We start from the raw sequence: 21,022 nt of genomic DNA, 5'->3' as shown, positions 1-21,022 counted from the left end.
TGTAAAAAATCAATGTCTGATCAGAAAAATCTGTTCAGTTTAAGGCCCGTTACTGCGCCGGTGCTGCGTCGCCTTCGGCTGGGGCTGCATCACCTTCTGCCGGTGCCGCATCTTCTGCCGCATCTTCAGCCGGGGCTGCTTCTGCGGCTTCCGCCGGGTCCGGATAGGCCATCGGGCTGTCAGACTGGCTGTTGAGCCAGGCAATGACGTTTGCGCGGTCAGATGCTTTTTTCAGGCCGCCAAAGCTCATTTTCGTGCCGTCGATGTAATCGCGCGGCTTGTAAAGGAACTCGTTCAGCTCGGCAAAGCCCCAGGCACCGCCATGGTTTGCCATGCCGTCGGAATAGGAAAAATCGCCTTTATGGGCGAAGTTCGCGCCAACGATGCCATAAAGATTCGGGCCGGTTTTGTTCGGACCACCCTTTGATGCATCATGGCAAGATGCGCATTTCTTAAAGACTTTTTCGCCCTGACCAAGGTCAGCAGATGCCAGCATGGCAAGGATCGGTTCCGGTCCTGCCGGTTCGCTTGGCGCCGCAGCATCAGTATTCGCGCCCGCCATCACATCCTCGGAGAATGGATAAACCGGTGCTTCGAGCTCGTCGGGATGGACAAGCGCGCCACCAATCTTTCCGACAACCACTACCAAAAGCACGGCACAAATGACTCCGGCGACGATCTTGTTGATTTCCATCGTGTTCATGACGGGACCCCGTTACAGCCTAATCACTCTCAGGTTTTTTATATATAATATAGACCAGATTACCCATGCGTCCCCCTAGTGTTGCGCCAATTTACGCAACACGCATGTGACAGCAGGCAAAACTGATCGGTGGGAAACTATACGTTTCAGAGATTTGCATCAACCTTTCTTAAACATAAAGGCGAAAACAAAAGGCAGTAGACTTTCGTCTAGCACAATTTGGGGCATTGGCCCGCGTGATTGCCGCAAAAACGATTCTGTCTTTTGCCTATTCCCTGAAACCGGCTATTGTCCCGCCGATTCACAGCCATGTTTTGGCATCTTGCGCGACATGCATGCTTTGCGCGAAATCAAAATGTGGCTAACTATATGGCAAGCTATATGGCCCTGCTGCCTGACCGGAGTTCCAAAATGTTGACGCCGCGCAATCCTGTTGTTGTTATTCCTGCCCGTATGGCGTCCATGCGTCTGCCCAACAAGCCGCTGGCCGACATTTGCGGTGAACCGATGATTGTTCAGGTCTGGCGCCGCGCGATGGAGGCCGAAATTGGCCCGGTTCTGGTCGCTTGCGCCGAACAGGAAATTGTCGATGTCATTGAGGCCGCAGGCGGCATCGCCGTTCTCACCGATCCTGATTTGCCAAGTGGCTCGGACCGTGTGCATCAGGCGCTTCAGACATTCGATCCCGATGGCACATATGATGCGGTGGTCAATGTGCAGGGCGATCTGCCGACGATCTCGCCCGATGACATCCGCGCGGTATTTGATCCGCTTGCCGATCCGATGGTCGATATCGCCACCCTGGCGGCTGAAATCAAACGCGAAGAAGAACGCCACAATCCCAACGTGGTAAAGGCCGTCGTTGCCTTTAACGGCCAGCGTGTCGCACGTGCACTTTATTTCACCCGCGCGACCGCACCGTTTGGTGACGGCCCGCTGTATCATCACATCGGTCTTTATACCTATCGCCGTGCGGCCCTTGACCGGTTTGTCGCATTGCCTTCGGCCGAACTTGAAAAACGCGAACGGCTTGAACAGTTGCGCGCCCTTGAAAACGGCATGGTGATTGCCGTCGCATTGGTCGACGGTGTGCCCTTGGGGGTTGATACCCCCGAAGACCTTGAACGCGCCCGCCTTGTGCTGGGCGCGTAATTGGGGTTTTCTATCCCAAACACTTGAAGTTCGTGACGAAAACACTTTTGACGTATCAGGAAACAACCAGATGACCGCGCAACAAAGGATCGCTTTTCAGGGAATGCACGGGGCCTATTCCGATCAGGCTGCCCGGCGTGCCTTTCCGGGGGCAACCACCGTACCCTACCGGACCTTTGAAGGCGCCTTTAGTGCACTGGAAGACGGCGATGTTGAGCTGGCCGTGATCCCGATTGACAACACACTCGCCGGGCGCGTGGCCGATGTTCACCATATTCTGCCCGAGTCGGGTGTGCACATCATTGGCGAGACGTTCCTGCGGATCAATCACGCCCTTGTGGCCGTGCCGGGAACCAGAATCGAAGAAATCAAGGAAATCCGCAGCCACGTTCATGCGCTGGGCCAATGCCGCAAATTGCGCAAGGAACTTGGGGTGAATACGGTTGTCGGTTCTGATACGGCAGGCTGCGCCAAGGAAGTCGCCGATCTTGGTGATAAATCGATTGCCGCCATCGCCCCGGCACTGGCCGCTGAGATTTATGGCCTTGATATCCTGCGCACCGAAGTCGAAGACGCCGCACACAACACAACGCGCTTTATCATTCTGGCCCGCGATCCGCTCAATATCGCCAATGACGGCACCCCGGTTGTGACAAGCTTTGTCTTTCGGGTGCGCAACGTTGCCGCTGCGCTCTATAAGGCGCTGGGCGGGTTTGCCACCAACGGCATCAATATGACCAAGCTCGAAAGCTATATGGTCGAGGGCCACTTCACCGCGACGCAGTTTTTCGCCGAGGTCGAAGCCCATCCCGAACAGCTCGGCCTGCGCCACGCGCTCGAAGAACTGCAATTCTTCTCCCATGAAGTCCGCATTCTCGGTGTTTATCCGGCCCACACATTCCGCCGCGAAAACGACCTTCCCGCAGAATAACCTTTTGCCGATATCCAAACGCAACAAGGGCCGGACATTTTGATGTCCGGCCCTTGTCTGTTGCAAAGCGTTTCCACCCCTTTCGACCTTGATCGTCATTCCCGCGAAGGCTGGAACACATCTTTATTTCAATGAATTATCAATTCCAGACCTGCGCTTGTCTCTGCCCGGAAGGGGGATTTGTCCAACTGGTGCTGAAGTCGGACAATGCTAATATGCAGGTAAATACCTGCTCTTGACATGCAGGCTTTAACCTGCATAATGTGCTCTTATACAAACTGAGCGAGAACGATGGATACTGACAAGGTTTTCAAAGCGCTGAGCGACCCGACACGCAGGAAGCTGCTTGATCGTCTTTATGAGAAGAACGGGCAAACGCTCGGCCAGCTTTGCGAAAATTTCGATATGGCCCGGCAATCCGCCACCCAGCACCTCGGGATATTGGAAGAGGCCAGTCTGGTGAGCACAGTCAGGCGGGGTCGGGAAAAGCTGCATTTCATCAACCCTGTGCCGCTGCACGAGGTCTACGAGCGGTGGGTGCGGAAGTTTGAAGCGCCGCGGCTCAGCCTGCTGCACGATTTGAAAAAGGAACTCGAGGGAGAATGACCATGACCAAAGAGACGACCAGCTTTGTTTACGTGACCTATATTGCCTCGACACCCGAGAAAGTGTTCGAAGCCATCAGCAATCCGGAGATCACACGGCGCTACTGGGGCCATGAGAATGTATCCGACTGGAAACCCGGATCGACATGGGAGCATATCCGCGCCAATGACGAGCGGACCGTTAATATTGTCGGCAAGGTTATCGAGTTCTCGCCGCCGAACCGTCTGGTCATATCCTGGGCGAGTCCCGCACGGGCCGATAATCCGGAAAGCCACAGTCGGGTGACCTTCGAGATCGAGGAATACGAAGATATGGTCCGGCTGACCATTGCGCATGACGAGCTCGAAGCGGACAGCGATATGGCGAAGGGCATCAGCAAAGGCTGGCCGGTCGTCCTCTCCAGCTTGAAATCCTATCTGGAAACCGGCTCTGGGCTCGACGTCTTCGCCAAGCCGAAAGCCGCGTGACCCGCCGGGCGTCGTCCCGAACGGCGCAATCGGGTGCAGCACTCACATCCACAGTCAACGGAGCGAATGTAATGAGCAAGGCGAAAGATTACACCGGCGGATGCGCGTGTGGTGCCATCCGTTTTGAAACGAGCAGCGAACCCGTCTTCGAGAGCCACTGCCAGTGCGTGCATTGCCAGAAACGAAGCGGTACAGGGCATGGGTCCTATCTGACCTTCCCGCAGCGCGCCGATGTGACAGTTATCGGCGAAGCGAAAACCTGGCGGGTAACGGCCGATAGTGGGAACGAAAAGATCCACGCCTTCTGCCCGACCTGCGGAACACCGGTCTATCTGACATTCGCGGCAATGCCGGAATTGATCGTGATCCACGCGGCAAGCCTTGACGACCCTGCCCAGTTTAATCCGCAGGTGGTCACCTACAGCATCTGCGGTCATGTCTGGGATACGATTGATTCCTCGTTGCAGAAATTCGAGCGAATGCCCGGATAAACCGGCCAGTGAAACAACATCGCTGCATCGTGCGACTTCGGCTGAGAGCTATTGTTATAAAGGGCCGGTCTTGCAAAGGACCGGCCCTTTAACATGTCAGACGTCCGACGGACTTAGCTTTCCGACTGTTTGATCAGATCGCTTGAGAACCGCTTGATGATCTGGGTCAGTTCGGCCGAACGGCTCGAAAGCTCTTCGGATGCCGATTTCAGTTCGGCGGCATCCTCGGTCGTGCTTTGCGCGCTTTTCATGGTTTCATCAACACTGTGCGAAATCTGTTTCACACCATCCGCACTGCGGTTGGCATTGCCCGAAATTTCCTGAGTTGCTGCACCCTGTTCTTCAATGGCCGCGGCAATCGCGGTGGAGGCACCACGCACCTGTTCGATGGTTTCTGAAACCCGCGAAATACCCGTCACCGCCCGTTCGGTACCATCGACAATGTCGTTGATCTGGGCGGCGATTTCGTCGGTGGCCTTCGCGGTCTGGGTCGCAAGGTTTTTGACCTCGTTTGCCACCACGGCAAAGCCTTTGCCCGCTTCACCCGCGCGCGCCGCCTCAATCGTTGCGTTCAGGGCCAGAAGGTTGGTCTGACCGGCAATATCATTGATCAGGCCAATGATTTCCTTGATCTTTTCAACCGTATCGGACAGGCCCGCGACATCGTTTGACGCACTTTGGCTTTCATCGGTGGCACGTTCCACCGTGTTTGACATCTGCGAAATCTGAACATTGATTTCCGTGATCGAGGATGAAAGCTCCTCGGTCGCGGCGGCAACCGCGTCAACGTTTTGCGAAACCTCACCGGCGGCCGATGCAACCTGCTGGCTCTGGCCAAGGATACCATCGGCATTTTGCGCCATGCTGACCGAAAGATCGTTGCTGCGCCCGACAGAACTGTTGACCGCACCGGCGATGCCGCCCACTTCGCTTTCAAGTTTTTCTGCAATCGCGCGGATGTTCGACCGGCGTTCCTGCTCGGATTTCTGTTTCTGAACGGCCGCATCGGCTTCAAGTTGCTGGGCCTGTGCCGATTTATCGCGCAGCGCAAGAACACCTGCCGCCATGTCGCCAATTTCAACGAAACGCGATTCGGTTTCGACCGGCGCCTGGTAGTCGCCGTCCGCAATGGTGCGGATGCTGCTGTTCAGGCCAACGATACTTCTGGTGATCCGGGTGCCGACAATCCACGACAGAATTCCGGCAATGACAATGGCAATGACCGAAATGATGGCGATGTTTTGCATCACGCTTACGAATTCCGACTGTACGTCATCCATATAAACGCCAGCCCCCAGCGCCCAGTTCCACTCCTTGATCGGGCGGACATAGGCCGCCTTTTCAATCAGTCGGTCACCTTCGCCGGGTTTCTTGGTTTCATAGGTGATGATCCCGCCACCGGCCTGTGCGGTTTTGACGATCATGGTGCGCACTTTGCTGTCGGGATTACATTTACCAACGTCTTCAGGGCTCAGCGGATCCAGAACCATGCAGTGGCCATAGTCACTGGCAAAGATGTAGTTGGCCCCGTCAAAGCGATACGCATTGAGAATACCAAGGGCGGCGGCCTTGGCATCGGCTTCGCTCATCTCGCCTGATTTTGCCTTGGCAACATAAGAATCGACGATCGTGACCGCCCCTTCGGTCAGATGCGAAATCTGTTCAAACTTCCCGTTCCGAAGGCTGGTCTGGTAATTAAGCGCAACCGTGAAAATAATCGCCAGCAGCGTCAGTAGACAAATTGCCGGGATTGAAAAAATCCCCGTCACAACACGAAATCGCATGTCCGTCCCCTTGTTTAGCACATGTCACATAACGATTATGGGACCATGAAATATAAACGGAACAGTTAATTCTCGAAGATATATTCCGTCGAAATGCGTTTTTGCATGGCTGCCCGGCGCGGTCTTTCGATTGACATCGTTTCAAAGGCCCTGTATCACCCGGCTCATTCCTTCGCTTGCAAAGACAGAATCAGCTGTCAGGAACTGTATCAAAGGCGAGGAGGGTGGTTACAGCGTGATGACGTTGTGGCCTCACATCATTTGCCTCTCTTGCAGGGTCCGACGCAGTGGCTTCTTTGCCGCGTTACCGGTCTTGACTGCTTATGAGCAGGCGTCATTGGCGTTAACATGTCGCCACCGGATAACGTAAGGACTTTCCTTTATGACTAATTTTGAAGGGCTCAAGCTTATCGAGCCCCTGCTGCGCAATGTTGAAGCTTCCGGTTTCACCGCACCGACTGAAATTCAGGCTGCTACGATCCCGGCACTTCTCGAAGGGCACGACCTTATGGGTATTTCCCATACGGGTGGCGGTAAAACCGCTGCGTTCTGCCTTCCGTTGCTGCAGCGTCTTGCTGAAAATCCGCAGCGTCCAAAACCGGGCCAGCCGCGCGCAGTTATCCTTGCGCCGACCCGTGAACTGGCGACCCAGATCGGCCAGTGCCTGCGTGATTTCAAAAAAGGCATCCGCCTTTTCTCATCTGTTGTTTTCGGTGGTTCCCCGATGGGTCCGCAGATTCAGGAACTGCGCCGTGGCGTTGATATCCTGGTTGCGACCCCGGGTCGTCTGCTTGATCACATGTCGCGTAATACGATCCGTTTTGACGACGTCGAAGTCTTCATCCTTGATGAAGCCGACCGTATGCTCGACATGGGCTTCTCCGAAGATGTTCTGACTGTTGCGCAGCAGTTGCCGCACAAACATCAGACCGTGATGTTCTCGGCAACCATGCCAGCAGAAGTCAAACATCTGACCGACCGCCTTCTGCGCGATCCGGTCAAGGTTGAAACCTCACCGCAGGCAAGTGTCACCGAACGTGTGACCCAGATTGGTATGTTCGTGAAACGTCACGACAAAACCAAGCTTCTGGTTCAGATCCTTAAACGTGATGAAACCGAACGCGTTCTGGTCTTCACCAAAACCAAGGCAGACGCTGACGAACTGTCGTTCCAGCTGCGCGATGAAGGCATTGATAGCGATGCCATCCATGGCGACAAACAGCAGCGCATCCGTCAGAAAATCCTGCGCAATTTCCGCAATGGCCAGTTCCCGGTTCTGATCGCAACCGATGTTGCGGCCCGTGGTATTGACGTTCCGGGTATTACCCACGTTGTGAACTATGACCTGCCGCAAGATGCGGACAGCTATGTTCACCGTATCGGTCGTACCGGTCGTGGCAGTGCCGAAGGGATTGCCATTGCGTTCTGTGAACCGCGTGACATTCGCTTGCTCCGCAACATTGAACGCCTGATCAAACAGGACATTGCCATCGACGAAAATCACGAATTCCATGCAGCTCCTCCGGCCCGTTCGGCTGGCGGCGGCGGTGGTCGTGATGGCGGTCGTGGTCGTGGTGGCTTTGGCGGCGGTCGTGATGCTGGTCGTGGTCGTGGTGGCTTCGGCGGTGGTCGTGATGCCGGTCGCGGTCGCGGCGGTTTCGGCGGTGGTCGTGATGGTGCTGCCCGTGATGGCGGTCGTGATGCCGGTCGTGGTCGCAGCTTCGGCGGCGGTCGTGACGGTGCCCGTGATGGTGTTCAGGGTGAACGCGCAGCACGTGGTTTCGGTGGTCGTGATGGTGCACGCGATGGGGGCCGTGACGGTGCCCGCGATGGCGCACGTCGTGATTTCTCTGATCGTCCGCGCCGTGATGGCGGTGACTTCCGCGCTGATCGCAAACCGCGTTTCGACAATGATGACCGTGCCCCGCGCGGTGACCGTGAAGACCGCAGTGCCGGTCGCGGTGGCAACTTCCGCCCGCGTGGCGAAGGTGCCGGTCGTGATGGTGCAGGTCGTGAGGGTGGCGAACGCCGCGGTGCGGACAAGCCGCGTGCTGAACGCGCTGCGAACTTCCGCAATCGTGATGGTGCCGGTCGTGACGGTGCCCGCGGTGATGGCGGCGCACGCCGTGATTTCAATGATCGTCCGCGCCGTGCCGAAGGTGGTCGCAGCGAAGGCCGCAGCGAAGGTCGCGGTGGCAACCAGGGCATGAAACGTCGTTCAGCCTAAGCTGACATCTTATAGGCGGGATATCCCCCTATAAAGACGGACAAAAGATACCAAAGGGCCGGCTGGAAACAGCCGGCCCTTTTCGTGTTTGGTGTCCTGAGGCTAGTGGCCATCGATATCAATGAACGATCTGATCGAGAAACGCCTTGGTACGTTCATTCTCTGGAGTATCAAAGAAACTGTCCGGATCGGCTTCTTCCACAATCTGTCCCTGATCCATAAAAATCACCCGATCGGCAACCTGTCGGGCAAACCCCATCTCATGTGTCACCACCAGCATCGTTGTTCCGTCTTGGGCAAGGCCAACCATGGTCTCGAGCACTTCCTTAACCATCTCGGGATCCAGTGCCGATGTTGGTTCGTCAAACAGCAGAATTTTCGGCTTCATGCAGAGGGTACGGGCAATCGCCACACGTTGCTGTTGACCGCCTGAAAGCTGCCCGGGAAATTTATCAGCCTGTTCGGGAATACGAACGCGTTTAAGAAACGCCCGGGCAATTTCCTCGGCGTCCCGGCGCGAGGTTCCACGGGCATAGATTTGCGGCCGCACGCAATTTTCCAGAACCGACAGATGCGGGAACAGATTGAAATGCTGGAAGACCATCCCGACATCGCAACGAACAGCCCGAATGTTGCTCAGACTGTCATCCAGACTCGTCCCATTAACGCTGATCGATCCACTTTGATGTTCTTCCAGCCTGTTGATACAGCGTATCAAAGTCGATTTTCCTGACCCGGACGGCCCGCAAATCACGACTTTTTCGCCTTCCTGCACGCCAAGATTGATATCCCGAAGCGCATGATAAGCACCATACCATTTGTTCAGGCTGGAAATTTCCACGGCACGTGTGTCGCCGTTCTGTGCCCCGACAAGCTCGGAGTTCGAAACAAAATGGTTCATCGGTAATCCTTTTTACGTACGCCCTGCTCCAGCCACATCGCATAGCGTGAAATGCCAAAACAGATCAGGAAATAGACCGCTGCAACAAACAGGTAGGTTTCCATATATGGTCCCGGCCAGTTGGGGTCCGTCGCAGCAGAGCGACCGGCATTGAGCATGTCAAATACGCCGACAATCATCACAAGGCTGGTATTCTTGACCATCACGATTGCCGTATTGGTAAGCGGCGGGATCACTTTTTCAATCGCTTGCGGAAGAACGATGTTCCAGACAATCCGCCAACGCGGAATGCCAAGTGCAAGCCCGGCCTCTTCCTGGCCCGCATCCACCCCTTGCAGACCACCCCGGATGACTTCGGCAAGATAGGCCGCAGCAAAAATCGTCAACGCGGCAAGTGTGCGTCCAAGCTTGTCAATGCTCCAACCCGGCGGCAGCAAAATCGGAAGCAAGATGGATGCAACAAACAGCATCCCGACCAACGGCATTCCCCGGACCAGTTCAATCGTAAGAATGGACAGAAGCCGTGACACTGGTTGACGAGACCGTCTGCCCAGTGCCATCAGCACGGCAATCGGGAAACCAAGCCCGAGCGACAGCAGCGCAAGAAGCAGGGTAACAGGAAGACCGCTCCAGCTTGAGGTTGACACGAATGCCAGCCCGGCAAACCCGCCCCACATCAGGGCAAGCATTGCGGCAATCGCAACCCCCCAGAACATCAGAAGCGCTTTGCCCCACATGCGCGGCGACAGGCTGCACAAAACGGAGACCAGCAGAATGCCGATCACGGTCATCGGGCGCCAATGCTCGTCAGGTGGATAAACACCAAACAGGATAAAGCGCAGTTTAGCACCGATGAAAGCCCAACAGGCACCTGCCTCGCGGCAAACAGTCGGGTTATCTGTGCTCCAGACGGCGTCAAGGAGGCCCCATTGCACAAAGGGCAGCATCTGCCAAAGGAACAACAGGGTGGCAAATGTCAGGCACGTGCTGAACAAATCTCCGAACAACGCCTGCCAGAACGAGTTTTTGGGCGTTTCCGGTCGCAGGCGCATCTCGCTCAACGATCCGGCATCTGCAGTTGAGGGTGCATTTTTCATCGCTGTACCAACGCCACCTTTTTGTTGCACCAATTCATGAAACTCGACACCAACAGATTGAGCAGCAGGAATGAGCCAAGAAGGATCAGAATGCTTTCAATCGCCTGACCTGTCTGGTTTATGACCGTTCCGACCACAAGGCTGAGTTCGGGATAGCCAACGGCGAGTGCGAGTGTGGTGTTCTTGACCGTCGAGATATATTGCGTTGTCAGGGGCGGAATGATGATGCGCAGCGCCTGGGGAAGGATAATATGCATCAGGACCTGCTTTTCACTCAGTCCCAGCGAACGGGCGGCTTCCCACTGACCCCGGTCAACCGCATCAATGCCGCCGCGAATGATTTCCCCGATATAGGCCGCAGTGTAAATTGTCATGCCGATCAGAAGCGAAACCAGTTCGACCGAAAGTCTGAGACCACCGGTAAAATTGAACCCCTCCAGCCTCGGAATTTCAACGTTCATGGTCACCCCGGCTATCTGCCAAACGGTCCCCGCAAAAACGATGAAACCGCCAACAGATATCGCAGCATGCCGTCGGCTCGCAAAGAAAACACGGCGAAACACGGCAAAAGCGATCAGCACGCAAGCAACGAGAATAAGAACCCATACGACAGGCCCGGAAAATGTCAGCCCGGGCAGAAAGATCCCTCTGACGCTGATGAAAACCCCGCTGAGTGGCTCCAGTGCTTCTCGTGCGCGTGGCAGGGATGTCGTCCCAAGAACGTACCAAAACAGAAGTTGCACAACGAGCGGCATGTTCCGCACGGTATTGACGTAGACATCGGCAACCCGGCGAAGTACCGGATGGGAAGACCGACGCGCCAGTCCGACAAACAGACCCGCAATCGTCGCGGCAACAATTGTCAGAACCGCAATCAGAACTGTGTTCGAAAGGCCGACGACATAGGCCCAAAGGAAACTGTCTTGCCCGTCATAGTCCAGAATACTTTCTGATATCGGGAAGTTGGCCGGGTTCGACAAAAAGCCGAACCCAACCGGGATGCCACGTGCAACAAGGTTGCTTACCGCGTTCCCGGCCAACCACCATATCAGGCCGACAAACAAGCCCAGCAACAGCATCTGTATAAAGACGCTTCTGAACTTTTCATTGTCCCAAATGGCCGTGAACATGGAATGCCTCATTTCACATCGAAAACTTACTGGAACACCAGCGGGAACATGAGACCACCATCCGAGAACAACCGATTGGGACCGCGCTCAATCTTGAGCGGACTGTCTTTACCCAAGTTCCGGTCAAAGACCTCGGCGTAGTTGCCGATCTGCTTGATGATGTTGTAGGCAAATTTCTCGTCCAGTCCCAAAGCCGCACCATTGCCGGCCTCAACACCGAGAAAACGCTTGATACGCGGCTCCGACGAGCCCAGCATTTCATCAACATTGCTTTGGGTCACACCGTACATTTCCCCGGCCAGCATTGCCTGTATCGACCATTTGACAATATCGAACCACTGGTCGTCCCCCTGACGCACGGCCGGGGTCAGCGCATCCATATATTTGGTCGCCGGGAAAATGATGTAATCGTCCGGATTGGTTGCCTGGGTTGCACGGACCGAGGCCAGTGCGGCAGCATCCGTAATCAGCGCATCACAACGGCCCGAGAAAAACGCCTGACGGGTCGCCGCAACATTGTCAAAAATGACGGTCTGCAGATCAAGCGACAGTTTGGTCGAAACATCATTGACCACAACTTCGGTGGTCGATCCTGTCTGAACGCAAACCGATGCTCCTTTCATGTCCTCGACTTTGCTGACACCCAAGGCTTTGGGCACCATGAAGCCGGTGAACTCATAGTAGTTCGGGGTCGTGAAATTAATGCCATTTGCATCGCGTCGCAGCGTCCATGTAACGGTACGCGGCAACAGATCGATTTCCCCGGAAAGCAATGCCGGAATACGCTGCTGACCACTTAACGGGACGAATTCCACCTTGTCCTTGTCACCAAAAACGGCGGCAGCAACGGCGCGACAGGTTTCGATATCCAGTCCGCGCCAATAGCCGTTATCGTCCGGAGCCCCGAAACCGACCGTCCCCTGACTGGCACCGCAGATCACATGTCCCCGGTCTTTGACCGCCTGAAACACCGACTGTGCATGCGCAGCCCCGCAAATTCCTGCCGCGACGACAAGAGATGTCCCGAACGTGAAGGCACGAACCCATTGTGTTTTAAACATAAGCTTTTCCCTGATTTTGATTGATTGAGCGTTGAGTGCAGGTTTCCTCCGCAGGTAGCGGTTATTATTTTTCTGCAAATGCCGCGATGATCGGCTCCAGATCGCCCCATAGATCTTCGGGGTCTTCCAGGCCAATACTGATACGCAGGATGGTTTGCTCGTATTCCGGACGACCGAATTGCCGCAAACCGGCAACCGACATCGGTGCAAGCAGGCTGTGTGTCCCGCCCCATGACGCGCCGATGGAAAACACCTTTGCCGCCGTCAGCAGTTCCGGAAGAACGGTTTCAGCATGTGGCGGTACAATGACGCTGAATACACCGCTTGATCCGGTAAAGTCCCGACACCACAGATCGTGGCCCTCGGCCGTCGGCAAACCGGGATGAAGAACCCTTCCGGCAGGCAAACGTGCTTCCATTCGCTGCGCGAAATCCAGCGCAATGGCCGACGCATGGCGCAGTCGGATTGCCATGGTTTCAAGCCCGCGCAAAACAAGCGAACAGTCGTCAGGTGAAACCCCGAACCCCATCATCCGCATGGTATCCTTGAGGCGACGATGAAGCGGGAGATCCGCAACACTTACAGATCCCATCAACAAGTCCGAGTGTCCGTTGACATATTTCGTCAGGGCTTCCATCGAGAAATCAACACCGTGCTTAAGCGGCTTGAAATAAACCGGCGTTGCCCAGGTATTGTCACATCCAACCAAGGCCCCGCGCGCATGTGCTGCTTTAACGATTGCCGGAATATCCTGAATTTCCATGGTGGTAGAGCCGGGAGATTCGGTCCAGACCAGTTTGACCGTATCGTCAATCAGTTCGGCAATGCCGTCACCGATCAATGGATCATAAATTCTGAAATCAACACCTCGGGGTGCAAGAAAGTTCTCGCAAAAACCACGGACCGGAGGATAAGCCGTATCGGGGATAAGAACCGTATCACCCGGTTGCAAAACAGTTAGAAAAATAACCGCAATCGCGGCTTGTCCCGAAGGCAGCAAGACAGTGCGAACCCCGCCCTCAAGCCCGGTCAGGGCCGCTTCGAGGGTTCGGCTGGTCGGGGTGCCATGCAGGCCATAGGAATAACCATCCGGTCCCCGATGTTTACGGTCTGCATATGATTGTGCATCGGGAAAAACAATCGTAGATGCCCGATAGGTAGGCGTTCCAAGGCTGGCAAAGCCTTCGTGTGAAACGTCCGGGTGACGGACACACAGCGTCTGATCTCGCATGAAAACTCCTCGGTTTCGTTTGATGAACCGATTAGATCACTAGAAATCCAGTACAACAATTGACGATATTGGCTTAGTCTATGCCTAAACCTTATAGGATTGAAGGCAGGAAACTCTGATGAACTTCCGGCAGATCGAAGCTTTTCGCACCGTCATGCGCAGCGGTACCGTGTCACGCGCCGCAGAATTACTCGGGATTACCCAGCCCGCCGTCAGCCGCAGTATCAGCGAACTGGAAAATGGTGTCGGCTTTGCCCTGTTCGAGCGGATAAAAGGGCGGCTTGTTGTTACCCCGGAAGGACAGTCATTTTATCGTGACGTCGATGCCAGCTTTATCGGGCTCGACCGCATCCGGGCATCTGCTGCACGTATTCGCGATTTTGGTTCAGGTAACATCCGCATTGCCTGTCTGGCAGCTCTTGGCTCAACCCTGTTGCCGCGGGCCGTAAAACTGTTCCGCGATGCCTATCCTAACGCCAGCCTTACGCTCAACATCATGTCTTCCTCTGCCATCCGCAATCATATCGCTGACGGCGAGTACGATCTGGGCATCGCCGCGGATGAAATTGACCTTTCTGGCGTCGAGCATCAGCTCTTCGCAAGCGTGCCAGGCCTTTGCGCCATTCCGCCAGGCCACCCGTTGTCGCACAAAAAGGTGATCGAACCAGCCGATCTTGCCGCCACCGACTATATCGGCCTGTCGCCGGAAGATCGCGCACGTTTGCGCCTGCATGCCATCTGTGAAGAGGTCAATGTAACTTTGAAACCCGTCACAGAAACCCCGAACTCCGCCACCGTTTGCGCTCTTGCACTTGAAGGTGTCGGTGTCGGCCTGGTTAACCCGATGGCGGCATACGGCTTTCCGGATCGGGGGCTGGTTCTGCGTCCCTTCGTGCCGGAGGTTCTCTTCAAAGAATACCTGCTTTTTCGTCCCGATACGCAGAAAACCCAACTCATCCGTGCCTTCGTTGCCAAGCTGTATGAAGCGCGAAATTCCCGACCCACTTTGCAGCAAGTCTGACATTTTAGGCCTGCCTGCGATGGCTGCGATCATAAAAATTAAACTTCGGCCTATCCGTAAGGGTGAATTATCCGTAGCGTCATCCCACATAAACAGACAGACTATATTTTCGATGGTGACTGGGCAGGGAGTTTGTTTCCGATGAAATGGGCGATCACAGTTTTAAGTGCAGTGGTGGCCGGGGCGTTGTTTTCAGCCGCCCCACAGGGACAGGCACAGGCGCAGGATGTGTCCGGACATTTTGTTGTAAACGCAGATGGCAGCCGCGACTGCACGCATCTTGTCGCATCGGGAAATCCGGATTATCCGCCCTATCTCTGGCAATCCGAGGACGGCACGCATCTTCTTGGTGCGGCCGCAGACATAGTCAAACGCGTCGGCGAACTTGCCGGTGTTGGGATCGACGTGATCCACGCAGGCAGTTGGGGGCGGGTTCAGCAATCCATGCGCGAAGGATCGATTGATCTGATTGCCGGTGCGTTTCTAACCGTGCCGCGGATGGACTATATGGATTATTTCTATCCGGCCTTTCAGGGCACGCGCACCGTCATCTGGACACGCGATAACCTTGATCTGAAATATCTCGAATGGTCCGATTTGATCGGGCTCGAAGGGCTGACTGTCATTGACAACAGTTTTGGTCAGCGTTTTGACGCCTATGCGGCCGAAAACCTTAGCATCCGTGAAGTGCCAACGCTTGAGCAGGGCTTGCAGATGCTTGCCCTTGATCGGGCGGAATATCTGATTTACGAAGAATTCCCCGCCAAGGCCGTTGCCGCGCGCGAGAAAGTTACAGACATCCGAACCTATTCCGTGCCGGTCAGTGCCGAAAACCTCTATCTGACCATGTCACATCAATCCGACTGCAACACCGGCAAGCTGCGCGGCAAGATTGCGCAGGCATTGTTTAAGCTGGTGTCCGATGATGTCATGGCCGAAATGGTTGATGCCAACATCGCCCGCTGGGGATCGAGCACCAATTAATTCCTCCTGCACAAACGTTTCCAAATAGGCACCACCCATGATCGCAACCTGTGTGTGATTGGTGGTTTGTCATATATAGTCTATGGGTTGTTTTGCGCGTGGATGGCGCAATATTCCGCCCATTTTGTGTTGTTTTGGCGACATAAGTCATACTAAGTTCGGCACCCAAGGAAACTTAATTTCATAAGCAAACAAAATGTTTAGCGAGGAAACTTATTATGAATCTCACAAAATTAGTGGCAGCCCTTAGCTTTGGCGCAGCCTTGTCGCTTTCGATGACGGCTTATGCCAGTGACTACAAAGCCGAATACAAAGTTTCGACCGTTCTGGGTCAGCCGTTCCCGTGGGGGGAAGCCGCGCAAAAATGGGCCGAACTGGTTGCCGAGCGCTCTGATGGCCGCATCAATCTGAAAGTCTACCCGAACGCGCAACTGGTTTCTGGGGATCAGACCAAGGAATTCACCGCGATGCGTCAGGGCATCATCGACATGGCTGTGGGCTCGACCATCAACTGGTCCCCACAGGTCAAGGAACTCAACCTGTTTTCCTTGCCGTTCCTGATGCCTGATTACGCCGCCATGGATGCCCTGACCCAGGGGCCGGTGGGCACAAAGATTTTCGAGGCGATTGAAGATAAGGGCATCATGCCGATTGCATGGTCGGAAAATGGCTTCCGCGAGGTGTCCAACTCAAAACGCCCGATCACCGAACCGGCAGATCTCGAAGGTCTGAAAATGCGTGTTGTTGGGTCTCCGCTCTATAATGATACCTTTACCGCCCTTGGTGCCAATCCGACCCAGATGAGCTGGGCAGATGCAAAACCGGCCCTGACCACCGGTGCAGTTGATGGGCAGGAAAACCCGCTGACGGTTTACGATGTCGCAAAAATCGAAACGGTGGGTCAGACCTATGTTACGCAGTGGCATTATGTTGCTGATCCTTTGATCTTTGCCTCGAACGAACGGGTTTGGGAAAACTTCACCCCCGAAGATCAGGCGATCCTCAAACAGGCTGCTGTTGATGCCGGTGCCTATGGCATTGAGCTGGCCCGCAAAGGCACCACTGCCGATGATCAGTCCCTGATCAAGGCTCTTGAGGCGCGCGGTGCACAGTTCACTGAACTCACCGATGAACAGCGTCAGAAATTTGTCGATGCCACCCGTGAAGTTTACGGCAAATGGAAAGACCGTATTGGTGCCGATCTGGTCGATCTCGCCGAAGAATCGATTGCCAATCGGGCCCAGTAAATCCGGGCACAAAAAGCAGGCGCCATACATCGCCCACTTACGTTGGCCGGGTATGGCGCCTTTTCCTCTATAGATACCTGATTGTTTGAAAGGTCCCACCGTGGCGGATCAAGACGGAATTCCGATTGATTTCCCGGCCAAACCATCTGCTCAAGATGGTTCGGGGAATGGACCCGATGCCGGTGGGCCGGGCAAAAGCATTAAAATTGAGGAAGCCTTGGCGGCCTTGGCGATGGCGTTAATTTGCCTGATCAGTCTTGCCAATGTGGTGGTCCGTTATATGACCGACGCCTCTTTTGCCTTTACCGAGGAATTTTCCGTTTTTCTGCTGGTGGTCATGACGTTGCTTGGCGCCTCAATTGCCTTTGCGCGCAACGAACATATCCGGATTACCTTTTTCCTTGAACGGTTTCCCCGGCCTGTCCGCAGTGTGGCCGAACTCATGACACTGGCTGTGACGACGTTGCTGTTTTCAATGATCGTTTATTACGGCGCATTATTCACGTTTGACGAATATCAGTATGACGAAATATCCGCCGGTCTTGGCTATCCAAGCTGGATCTATTCGATCTGGTTGCCCCTGATTGTGACAATCATTCTGGTCCGGGTTGTCGGGCGCAGTTGGCGTCTGGCGCGGGCAAAAAAATCATCCATGCACAAGGATGATGTATCATGATGACCGCCAGTTTTGCCTTGCTCGCCGTCTTTGTTGTTCTGCTGATCATTGGCACGCCCATCGCGGTTTCGCTTGGATTTGCCGGGGTGGTGGGGATTTATTTTGGTCTGGATGTCTATGCTCTGGCGACCGTCGGCACCAATACCTATAACGGGATTGCCAAATACCCGTTGATTGCGATCCCGCTGTTTATTCTGACCGGCATGATCTTTGAACGATCTGGCGTTGCCAAAAGTCTGGTCGATTTTGCCAGTGCGATTGTCGGCCCACGTCGTGGTGGTCTGGCCGTGGTTGCCGTTCTGGTTTGTATGATGATGGGCGGCATGTCGGGGTCGGGTCCGGCGGATGCGGCCGCCGTTGCCATGGTCATGATCCCGTCGATGATGCGCTCAGGCTACCCGCGTGAATTCTCCGCCAGTGTGATTGCGGCGGGGGCATCAACCGCCATTTTGATCCCGCCCTCGGTCGCACTGATTGTCTATTCCCTGATTGTGCCGGGGACGGACCTCCGTGCCTTGTTTGCCGGGGGGATTATTCCGGGCATTCTGGCCGGTGTTGCGATCATCATTCCGGCCCTTTTGCTGTCGCGCAAACATGATTTCGGTGTCGCCGAAGATACCAAGCGTCTGCCACTTGGCCCGACATTCATCCGCGCCATTCCGGCATTGTTTGCGCCGGTGATTGTCTTGGGCGGTTTGCGCACCGGGTTGTTCACCCCGACAGAGGCCGCCGTTGTGACCGTGACCTATGGTTTGATCATTGGTCTGTTTGTCTATCGCAGCATGCGGGTGCGCGATCTGTATCAGTTGTTTGTGGACTCGGCCGTGACCTCGGGCGTGATCATGCTGATCATGACACTGGCGGGTATTTTTGCCTGGGCCGGGGCGACGCTGGGCACCTTTGATATGGCGGCAAAGGCATTGCTGGGGCTGTCAGATAACGAGCATGTCGTGCTGGCGCTGATCATGGTCTTCCTGTTGCTGGCGGGCATGGTGCTCGACGGGATTTCGATCTATCTGATTACCTTGCCGCTTCTGATGCCGATCATGACCGCGTTTGACTGGAGCCCGGTCTGGTTCGGGGTTGTCATGGCGATGAATATTGCCATCGGCCAATTCACCCCGCCGGTTGCTGTCAACCTGATGGTGACCTCACGCATTGCCGGTATTCCGCTGGAACGCACCATTCCATGGACGCTGTATCTGGTCTTTTCCATGGCGCTTGCGATGACACTGATCATTGTCTTCCCGCAACTGGTGACATGGTTGCCGGAAATGCTCGGCTATCAGGTCTAAGGCCACGCGCTTTAAAGCGCGTCATAAAGACAAAAAGCTTTAACGACCGAATATCGATCAAGATCACCTATGCCACAATGGCGCGTCCTTGACGCGCCATTGGTGTTTCTGGGGACGGTTTGGGTGGCGGCATCGACTCAAATGGCGGGGGGTGGTCTGTGATAGATAAATCGGCATCCCGATGCGGATTTGATTTGACGTTAACGTAAACGTTAACTACAACAGGGTGGCGTCATATCCCGGTGCGCTTAAAAATGTGCACCGCTTTATCATCAGGATCGCGAATGGCACAGTTTGAACCGCAAAACCCCAATTACGATGCAGAAGTCCGCTATCGTTTTGCCCAGCAGCCCTACAATCTGTCGATTGGTGCGAAAATCACCGACGTCAAACCGGGCCGGGTTGAGGTTGTCGTGCCAACCCGTCCTGATCTGGTGCAGCACAATGGCTTTTTCCACGGCGGGCTCATCGCCGGTCTGGCCGATATCGCCGGGGGTTTTGCCGGATGGAGTCTGGTGGAGGCCGATCAGGGGATGTTGACGATTGAATATAAACTCAACATCGTTGCACCGGGTTTGGGTCCGCAATTACGTGCCGTGGGCGAAGTTGTTTCACGCGGTCGGTCGATCATTGTCACCCGTATCGATATCTTTGGTATGAGGAATGAAAAACCGGTGTTGTGCACGACCGCACTTCAGACGCTTAAGGTGATGAAGCTGCCGCCTGAATTATTGCATGAAACTGACTAATTCGGCGCATTCTTCATTTTAAACGAATAATCAAATCGTACTTAGGGCAGGATAGATACCATGGCATTTTTCGAATTTCCCGGATTGAAATTTGATCTTGGCGAGACCGCAAATGCGATCCGCGAAACCGTTTCCGCCTTTGCCGAGGCCGAAATCGCACCGCGCGCCGCCGAGATCGATGAAAAGAACGCGTTTCCCAACGATCTCTGGCGCAAATTCGGCGATTTGGGCCTTTTGGGCATGACGGTTTCCGAAGAAGATGGCGGCACCGGGCTTGGGTATCTCGAACATGTCATCGCCATGGAAGAAATCAGCCGCGCCTCAGCCTCCGTCGCATTGTCATATGGCGCGCATTCCAACCTGTGCGTCAATCAGCTCAAACGCAACGGGAACGCCGATCAGAAGGCAAAATACCTGCCGAAATTGATCAGTGGCGAGCATATTGGCGCGCTGGCCATGAGCGAGCCAGGCGCTGGCTCAGACGTGGTGTCGATGAAGCTCCGCGCCGAGAAAAAAGGTGATCGCTATATCCTGAATGGCAACAAAATGTGGATCACCAACGGCCCGGATGCCGATACCTTGGTGGTCTATGCCAAAACCGATCTGGAAGCCGGGCCCAAGGGCATCACGGCCTTCATCATCGAAAAGGGTTTCAAGGGTTTCTCAACCGCGCAAAAGCTTGATAAACTGGGCATGCGCGGCTCAAATACCTGCGAGTTGGTGTTTGTCGATTGCGAAGTCCCCGAAGAAAACATCCTCGGTCAGCTCAATGGCGGTGTGCGCGTTCTCATGAGTGGCCTTGATTACGAACGGGCTGTTCTGGCCGCCGGCCCAACCGGGATCATGCGCGCCTGCATGGATGTGGTCGTGCCCTATATCCATGAACGCAAACAGTTTGGTCAGGCGATTGGCGAGTTTCAGCTGATGCAGGGCAAAATGGCCGACATGTACACCACCATGAATGCCTGTCGGGCCTATGTCTATGAGGTCGCAAAGGCCTGTGACCGCGGGGAAACATCGCGCAAGGATGCCGCGGGCGTGATCCTCTATGCCGCGGAAAAAGCCACATGGATGGCGCTTGAAGCGATCCAGACGCTGGGTGGCAATGGCTATATCAATGAATATCCGACCGGACGGTTGCTGCGCGATGCGAAGCTTTATGAAATCGGGGCGGGGACCAGTGAAATCCGCCGCATGCTGATTGGCCGCGAACTGTTTAACGAAACCGCTTAAATCCCCGGTTTTCTGCGCAAATCTGACCAAAACACA

The 21,022-nt window shown here is 55.0% G+C and carries 20 protein-coding genes; 13 read left to right on the top strand and 7 right to left on the bottom strand.

Annotated elements, in window-relative coordinates:
- Positions 1–49: 49 nt before the first annotated feature.
- Positions 50–703 carry a c-type cytochrome gene (locus tag AC0VXT_RS18680; protein ID WP_475546615.1) on the bottom strand — a complete coding sequence of 218 codons (654 nt, stop codon included), beginning with the start codon at positions 701–703 and terminating at the stop codon, positions 50–52.
- Positions 704–1,114: 411 nt separating this feature from the next.
- Here AC0VXT_RS18680 and AC0VXT_RS18675 point away from each other — a divergent pair, with 411 nt between their 5' ends.
- The 5 genes from AC0VXT_RS18675 (at position 1,115) to AC0VXT_RS18655 (ending at position 4,350) form a co-directional block, all read left to right on the top strand.
- Positions 1,115–1,855, top strand: coding sequence for a 3-deoxy-manno-octulosonate cytidylyltransferase (locus tag AC0VXT_RS18675; RefSeq protein WP_475546614.1), 741 nt, complete (start codon positions 1,115–1,117; stop codon positions 1,853–1,855).
- 70 nt (positions 1,856–1,925) lie between these two features.
- Positions 1,926–2,786: a prephenate dehydratase gene (locus AC0VXT_RS18670; RefSeq protein WP_101304812.1), complete on the top strand. Its 861-nt coding sequence runs from the start codon at positions 1,926–1,928 to the stop codon at positions 2,784–2,786.
- 291 nt (positions 2,787–3,077) lie between these two features.
- A complete protein-coding gene (locus tag AC0VXT_RS18665) occupies positions 3,078–3,392 on the top strand; it encodes an ArsR/SmtB family transcription factor (RefSeq protein ID WP_475546613.1) in 315 nt (104 codons plus the stop codon).
- 2 nt (positions 3,393–3,394) lie between these two features.
- Entirely contained in the window at positions 3,395–3,859 is a 465-nt protein-coding gene (locus AC0VXT_RS18660) for an SRPBCC family protein (RefSeq protein WP_475546612.1), read from the top strand.
- 71 nt (positions 3,860–3,930) lie between these two features.
- Positions 3,931–4,350, top strand: coding sequence for a GFA family protein (locus tag AC0VXT_RS18655; protein WP_475546611.1), 420 nt, complete (start codon positions 3,931–3,933; stop codon positions 4,348–4,350).
- A gap of 113 nt (positions 4,351–4,463) precedes the next feature.
- On the opposite strand, the gene AC0VXT_RS18650 is transcribed toward AC0VXT_RS18655, so the two are convergent.
- The gene (locus AC0VXT_RS18650) at positions 4,464–6,134 is read right to left on the bottom strand and encodes a methyl-accepting chemotaxis protein (protein ID WP_475546610.1); all 1,671 of its coding nucleotides are present in this window, start codon (positions 6,132–6,134) and stop codon (positions 4,464–4,466) included.
- 382 nt (positions 6,135–6,516) lie between these two features.
- Here AC0VXT_RS18650 and AC0VXT_RS18645 point away from each other — a divergent pair, with 382 nt between their 5' ends.
- Positions 6,517–8,361: a DEAD/DEAH box helicase gene (locus AC0VXT_RS18645; protein WP_475546609.1), complete on the top strand. Its 1,845-nt coding sequence runs from the start codon at positions 6,517–6,519 to the stop codon at positions 8,359–8,361.
- A gap of 118 nt (positions 8,362–8,479) precedes the next feature.
- Here the strand turns inward: AC0VXT_RS18645 and AC0VXT_RS18640 are convergent, their stop codons facing one another.
- The 5 genes from AC0VXT_RS18640 to AC0VXT_RS18620 form a co-directional block, all read right to left on the bottom strand.
- Positions 8,480–9,262, bottom strand: coding sequence for an amino acid ABC transporter ATP-binding protein (locus tag AC0VXT_RS18640; protein WP_475546608.1), 783 nt, complete (start codon positions 9,260–9,262; stop codon positions 8,480–8,482).
- The gene (locus tag AC0VXT_RS18635) at positions 9,259–10,359 is read right to left on the bottom strand and encodes an amino acid ABC transporter permease (RefSeq protein WP_475546607.1); all 1,101 of its coding nucleotides are present in this window, start codon (positions 10,357–10,359) and stop codon (positions 9,259–9,261) included. Before AC0VXT_RS18635 ends, AC0VXT_RS18640 begins: the two co-directional genes overlap by 4 nt.
- A complete protein-coding gene (locus AC0VXT_RS18630; RefSeq protein ID WP_475546606.1) occupies positions 10,356–11,489 on the bottom strand; it encodes an amino acid ABC transporter permease in 1,134 nt (377 codons plus the stop codon). Before AC0VXT_RS18630 ends, AC0VXT_RS18635 begins: the two co-directional genes overlap by 4 nt.
- Before the next feature lie 26 nt (positions 11,490–11,515).
- Positions 11,516–12,550, bottom strand: coding sequence for an amino acid ABC transporter substrate-binding protein (locus tag AC0VXT_RS18625; RefSeq protein ID WP_475546605.1), 1,035 nt, complete (start codon positions 12,548–12,550; stop codon positions 11,516–11,518).
- A gap of 64 nt (positions 12,551–12,614) precedes the next feature.
- Positions 12,615–13,781, bottom strand: coding sequence for a trans-sulfuration enzyme family protein (locus AC0VXT_RS18620; RefSeq protein ID WP_475546604.1), 1,167 nt, complete (start codon positions 13,779–13,781; stop codon positions 12,615–12,617).
- Positions 13,782–13,899: 118 nt separating this feature from the next.
- Here AC0VXT_RS18620 and AC0VXT_RS18615 point away from each other — a divergent pair, with 118 nt between their 5' ends.
- From AC0VXT_RS18615 to AC0VXT_RS18585, 7 genes are all read left to right on the top strand, one after another.
- Positions 13,900–14,802 carry a LysR substrate-binding domain-containing protein gene (locus tag AC0VXT_RS18615; protein ID WP_475546603.1) on the top strand — a complete coding sequence of 301 codons (903 nt, stop codon included), beginning with the start codon at positions 13,900–13,902 and terminating at the stop codon, positions 14,800–14,802.
- A gap of 141 nt (positions 14,803–14,943) precedes the next feature.
- Positions 14,944–15,786 (top strand): substrate-binding periplasmic protein, encoded by an 843-nt coding sequence (locus AC0VXT_RS18610; protein ID WP_475546602.1) that lies wholly within the window; start codon positions 14,944–14,946, stop codon positions 15,784–15,786.
- Between the two features lie 218 nt (positions 15,787–16,004).
- Positions 16,005–17,033: a DctP family TRAP transporter solute-binding subunit gene (locus tag AC0VXT_RS18605; protein ID WP_475546601.1), complete on the top strand. Its 1,029-nt coding sequence runs from the start codon at positions 16,005–16,007 to the stop codon at positions 17,031–17,033.
- Positions 17,034–17,133: 100 nt separating this feature from the next.
- Positions 17,134–17,709 (top strand): TRAP transporter small permease, encoded by a 576-nt coding sequence (locus tag AC0VXT_RS18600; protein WP_475546600.1) that lies wholly within the window; start codon positions 17,134–17,136, stop codon positions 17,707–17,709.
- On the top strand, positions 17,706–19,004 hold the full coding sequence (locus AC0VXT_RS18595) for a TRAP transporter large permease (protein ID WP_475546599.1): 1,299 nt from the start codon (positions 17,706–17,708) through the stop codon (positions 19,002–19,004). Before AC0VXT_RS18600 ends, AC0VXT_RS18595 begins: the two co-directional genes overlap by 4 nt.
- Before the next feature lie 284 nt (positions 19,005–19,288).
- On the top strand, positions 19,289–19,753 hold the full coding sequence (locus AC0VXT_RS18590; RefSeq protein WP_475546598.1) for a PaaI family thioesterase: 465 nt from the start codon (positions 19,289–19,291) through the stop codon (positions 19,751–19,753).
- Positions 19,754–19,813: 60 nt separating this feature from the next.
- Positions 19,814–20,986 carry an isovaleryl-CoA dehydrogenase gene (locus AC0VXT_RS18585; RefSeq protein WP_475546597.1) on the top strand — a complete coding sequence of 391 codons (1,173 nt, stop codon included), beginning with the start codon at positions 19,814–19,816 and terminating at the stop codon, positions 20,984–20,986.
- Positions 20,987–21,022 lie beyond the last annotated feature (36 nt).

This window comes from Thalassospira sp. Z349TD_5 (genome assembly GCF_056173045.1).
Note: the sequence above shows the minus strand (reverse complement) of the source record. Positions and strands in the feature narration are given on the sequence as shown.